Origin of the sequence: Gemmatimonas sp. (assembly GCF_044345575.1) — a bacterium.
Classification (GTDB): Bacteria; Gemmatimonadota; Gemmatimonadetes; order Gemmatimonadales; family Gemmatimonadaceae; genus Gemmatimonas.
Genome location: NZ_JBIJAW010000277.1, coordinates 1 through 4,326 on the forward strand (window position 1 = coordinate 1; position 4,326 = coordinate 4,326).

At 67.9% G+C, this 4,326-nt stretch carries 5 protein-coding genes; 3 read left to right on the top strand and 2 right to left on the bottom strand.

What is annotated here, in order from left to right:
* Window positions 1-132: 132 nt before the first annotated feature.
* On the bottom strand, window positions 133-789 hold the full coding sequence (locus tag ACIQ6O_RS13465) for a CGNR zinc finger domain-containing protein (RefSeq protein ID WP_396208304.1): 657 nt from the start codon (window positions 787-789) through the stop codon (window positions 133-135).
* Window positions 790-825: 36 nt separating this feature from the next.
* On the opposite strand from ACIQ6O_RS13465, the gene ACIQ6O_RS13470 reads away from it, so the two are divergent.
* The gene (locus ACIQ6O_RS13470; RefSeq protein ID WP_396208305.1) at window positions 826-1,449 is read left to right on the top strand and encodes a DUF84 family protein; all 624 of its coding nucleotides are present in this window, start codon (window positions 826-828) and stop codon (window positions 1,447-1,449) included.
* Window positions 1,450-1,645: 196 nt separating this feature from the next.
* On the opposite strand, the gene ACIQ6O_RS13475 is transcribed toward ACIQ6O_RS13470, so the two are convergent.
* Window positions 1,646-2,566, bottom strand: coding sequence for a universal stress protein (locus ACIQ6O_RS13475; protein WP_396208306.1), 921 nt, complete (start codon window positions 2,564-2,566; stop codon window positions 1,646-1,648).
* Between the two features lie 81 nt (window positions 2,567-2,647).
* On the opposite strand from ACIQ6O_RS13475, the gene ACIQ6O_RS13480 reads away from it, so the two are divergent.
* On the top strand, window positions 2,648-3,106 hold the full coding sequence (locus ACIQ6O_RS13480) for an acyl-CoA thioesterase (protein WP_396208307.1): 459 nt from the start codon (window positions 2,648-2,650) through the stop codon (window positions 3,104-3,106).
* Window positions 3,107-3,118: 12 nt separating this feature from the next.
* A partial coding sequence (locus ACIQ6O_RS13485; protein WP_396208308.1) for a 4-hydroxy-3-methylbut-2-enyl diphosphate reductase occupies window positions 3,119-4,326 on the top strand: 1,208 nt, incomplete at its 3' end.

Genomic DNA, 4,326 nt, shown 5'->3' on the forward strand with positions numbered 1-4,326 from the left:
TCGGCTACCAGCCACCGGAGCGAGGCCACGAAGCCGCGCTCGAGTGTCAGGTCGGCCGTGGGCGGCGGCGTCACGGCCTCGACGGCGCGGGACGGCGTGCGCGGCGTGGTCATGCGCGCGGCTGAGCGGCCATCACCTGGCGTCGCCGTGGCGGGCGCGGTGTCGCGCCGCCTTCGCGCGATTGCCGCACGTGCCCATGTCGCACCAGCGTCGTAGCCCGTTCTTCGTGCCGTCGAGAAAGACCCGATGACAACGGGGGTCGGCGCAGCGGCGCACGCGCGGTAGTTCGCTGCCGATGAGGGAATCGGCGGCCGACTCCACGATGGGGATCATGAGTCCCGCGAAGGCATCCCCCGTGGGCACGAAATTGCGCACGTAGCCGCCGGTCGCGGGATCGGGGTCGAGCCGTCGCGTACCGGCACTTCGCCCCAGCACGCGATTGATTTCCACCACGGCGTCTTCCCGCACCTTGTCCTGCGCTTCACCGCGCTCGGCGAGGGCGCGCAGGGCGGCCCGGACACGGCGGGCATCCACCAGCGCCGCGGCGGCCGCTGCCGGCTGCAGCACGGCACGTCGCCGGATCCCGGCCGCACGCTCCTCATCCACGGCGGCCTCCTGTTTCAGCCACGCCAGCAATGCCTCAAAATCGCGCAACAAATCGCCCCCGGGCATTTGCGCGGCGGCGTCCGTGTTGACGAAGTCGAGCCAGAGTCGCGTTCTCGGAGGGACTGGGCCCGGAAGTCGATCGCGCGAATCGGCCCGCCGCATGTCGGTGGCGGAAGCGGGCATATGGTGGAGACGGATCGAGAGAGGTTACTTGTCCACGTGCCTGCAAGCAAGGCGGTTGCCGGTTACTTCCTCACATTCCTGCTCCCGATGTCCGACGTCGTGCTTCCCTGGCTTCACTATGCAGTGGTGGGGTCCACCAATCCCGTAAAGATCGCCGCCGCCACGGCGATCCTGGCCCGAGTGGCCTCAGTGGTGCAGGTCACGGGGATTGCGGTCCCCAGTGGGGTCCCTGACCAGCCGTTCGGTGATGAGGAAACGCAGGCTGGTGCCCGGCAGCGCGCACGCGCGGCGCTCGCGGCCACCCCCGAGGCGCAGCTGGGTATCGGGCTCGAGGGCGGCGTTGTCGAGCTCCCCACCGGTGAACTGCGCAGCTGCGCGTGGGCTGTGGTCGTCGACCGCGACGGTCGCGAAGGACTCGGCGGCTCGCTCAGCATGCCGCTCCCCGCGCGCGTGGCCGCGCGCATTCGCGCCGGCGAGGAGCTGGGATACGCCATGGATGCGGAGGCGCGCACCAGCGGTACCAAACACGGCAAGGGAGCCGTGGGCATCCTGACCGCGGGGCTCGTGGACCGGCAGCGGGCATACGAGCCCATGGTCGCGTACGCGCTGGCGCCGTGGCTGGCGCCGGCGATGTTCTCACCGCTGACCGCTCAGATCTGAGATCTCAGCGGGAGAGTCGACCGAGCAGAACGAGAAGTGCGCCCGGATAGAAGCGAGACGTCGGCTGGCCAGAGGTGAAAAGCGAGGCCGCACGCGCTCGCTTCTCACCTCGAGAACGCTGGCCTCTCGCTTCTATCCAAGCGCACCTCTCATCCTCGCCCCTCGACTCTCAGGCTCGCTTCGCGAATCTCACCGCTCAACTCTGAGGCGGCCGGAACACGAGCACCGGCGTTTCCGCGTGCCTGATCACTTCGTCCGCTACGCTTCCCAGCACCAGTCGCTTCAGTCCGCCGCGGCCGTGGGTGGCCATCGCAATGGCCCCGCACGTGCTCTCGGCCGCGGCATCGAGAATGCCCCGGGCGACGCTCATGTCGGTAATGGCCCGCACGGTCGTGCCTGGAGGACAGTGCTCGGCGATGCGATGCAGATAATCCTCGCGCACATGCTCTTCGGCGCTCAGCGCGCTGTCGTCGGCGAGGAGCGCCTCGGTGCCGAACGGGGCCATCGAAATCGCGTGCGGCACCGTGATGGCCACCAGGTGCATCGTCATGCCGGTCACCTCGGCGAAGCGCCGGGCGTGGGGCAGGACGGCTTCGGCAAAGGAGGAACCGTCGAGCGTGCACAGCAGCTGACCGCTGGGCAGGGGCGGCTCCTCGCCCTGCAGTTCACTGCCCGACCCGCGCACGAGCAGTACCGGCACCGTGGAGCGGGTGAGGAAGGCCGCGGCCATGCTGCCGAGGCGAAACCGCTCGAAGCCGCTGCGCCCGTGGGTGGTCATCACGACCAGATCCGTGCCGTGGCTCGCGACGTATTCTTCGAGAGCCTCAACCACGGTCCCGTCGAGCACGAACCCCTCGGCCGTCACCCCCTTGGCGCGAAGGTCGGCCACGGCGTCCGCGAGCGCGGCGGCGTCCCGGTCGCGGTGCAGCTGCACCAGCTCCTGGTCGTAGACGGGAATGGCGACTTCTCCCGGCACGAACGGGATGTAGGCGCTGGGATCGTGAACGATGACTACGGCAATGCGCGCGCCGGTGCGCTTCGCGAGGGCAGCCGCCACGGGGAGGGCACAGGCGCTGTGCCGTGAGCCGTCATAGGGCACGACAATGGTGGTATACATAGCTTGACGGTGCACACGCGCCGCGGTTTCGGCCAGAGGGGAATTCCCCTCATCAGCTCCACGTTTCCCTCACCAGTCGCCATGTCGTCCCAGGCCCCCCGTCCATTCCGCTGCACCGACCGCGTCCGTTGGGCCGACGTGGATCTGGTCGGCATCATGCGCTACAGCGCGGTCACGCGTTTCCTCGACACGGCCGAGCAGGAACTGCTGCGGGAGGCGGGGCTGCCGTACGGGGTCATCTACGAGACGACCCCCGAGATCTGGATGCCGCGGCGCCATCTCGCCATCGAGTACCTGGCGCCGGCCCGCATCGACGACCTGCTCCACATGGTCATCTGGGTCGCGAAGCTCGGCGAGAGCTCCATCACCTTCGTCATGGAACTCCGACACGACGACGGGCGCCGGGTGGCCGTCGTGACGCTGGTGGCGGTGTGCGTGACCGCCGACGAATTCGCGAAGCGTCCGCTCCCGCGCGTGGTGCGGGACGCGCTCGAGGGCTTCGTGTGCACGCCGGAGGAGGTGCAGGCCAGCCTGGAGTGAGTAGATTTGGGGATGGCCAACAGCACTACCGACACCACGCCGTCCGCCGGAGGCGCAAACGCCTCGGCCGCCACGTACGTCCGTAAGGGCTTCGGACTGAAAGCCGAAGTGCAGGACACCCTCGCGGCCGATTACACCGGTCATCTGGTCGACCTGCTCCGGGCGCGCGATTACGCGCTGACTGCCGGCGATACCACTGTGCGCCTCGCGCGGGAATTTGGGTTCTGCTACGGGGTGGAGCGGGCGGTGGACTACGCCTACCAGACGCGGCTCAAGTTCCCCGAGAAGCGCATCTTCCTCGCGGGTGAGATCATCCACAACCCGCATGTGAACGAAAAGCTTCGCGAGATGGGCGTTGTCTTCCTGTCGGCGAGCGGGAAGGGTTTCGACTACGCACCGGTGCAGCCCGCCGATGTGGTCATCCTGCCGGCGTTCGGCGTGACCATTCAGGACTTCCAGACGCTGCGCGATCTCGGGTGCGTGATCGTCGACACCACCTGCGGATCGGTCCTCAACGTGTGGAAGCGCGTGGAGGTGTATGCGCGTGACGGCTACACGTCGCTCATTCACGGCAAGTACTACCACGAGGAGACGCGCGCCACGGCGTCGCAGGTGGAGAAGTACCCCAACGGCCAGTACCTCGTGGTGCGCGACATGGCTGAAGCCGAACTGGTGATGGACTACATCGAAGCGAAGGCCGGGCGTGCCACGCCGCGTCCGGCGCTGTCGCGCGCGGCTTTCCTCGAGAAGTTCGCCATCGCCGCGTCGGACGGCTTCGATCCGGATGTGCATCTCGAGCGCATCGGTGTCGCCAATCAGACCACCATGCTGGCGCGCGAGTCGCTCGCGATCGGCGCGGCGGTGGGGGAAGCGATGGCGCGCGCGTACGGCGAATCGCACAAGGCGGAACACTTCCGCACGTTCGATACCATCTGCAGTGCAACGCAGGACCGCCAGGACGCCGTGGTGGACCTGTTGCGCGAGCCAATCGACCTCATGGTCGTGGTGGGTGGCTACAACAGCAGCAACACCATCTCGCTCGCGGCGTTGTGCGCGGAACAGGTACCCACGTACCACATTGCCGATCCCGACGAGATCGACGTGGAGGGCAACGCTGTGCGCTATCGGCGTATTGCCAAGCACCACGTGGAAGACACCATGCAGCCGTGGATTCCCGTATCGGGGGCGCTTCGGGTGGGCATCACTGCCGGCGCGAGCAC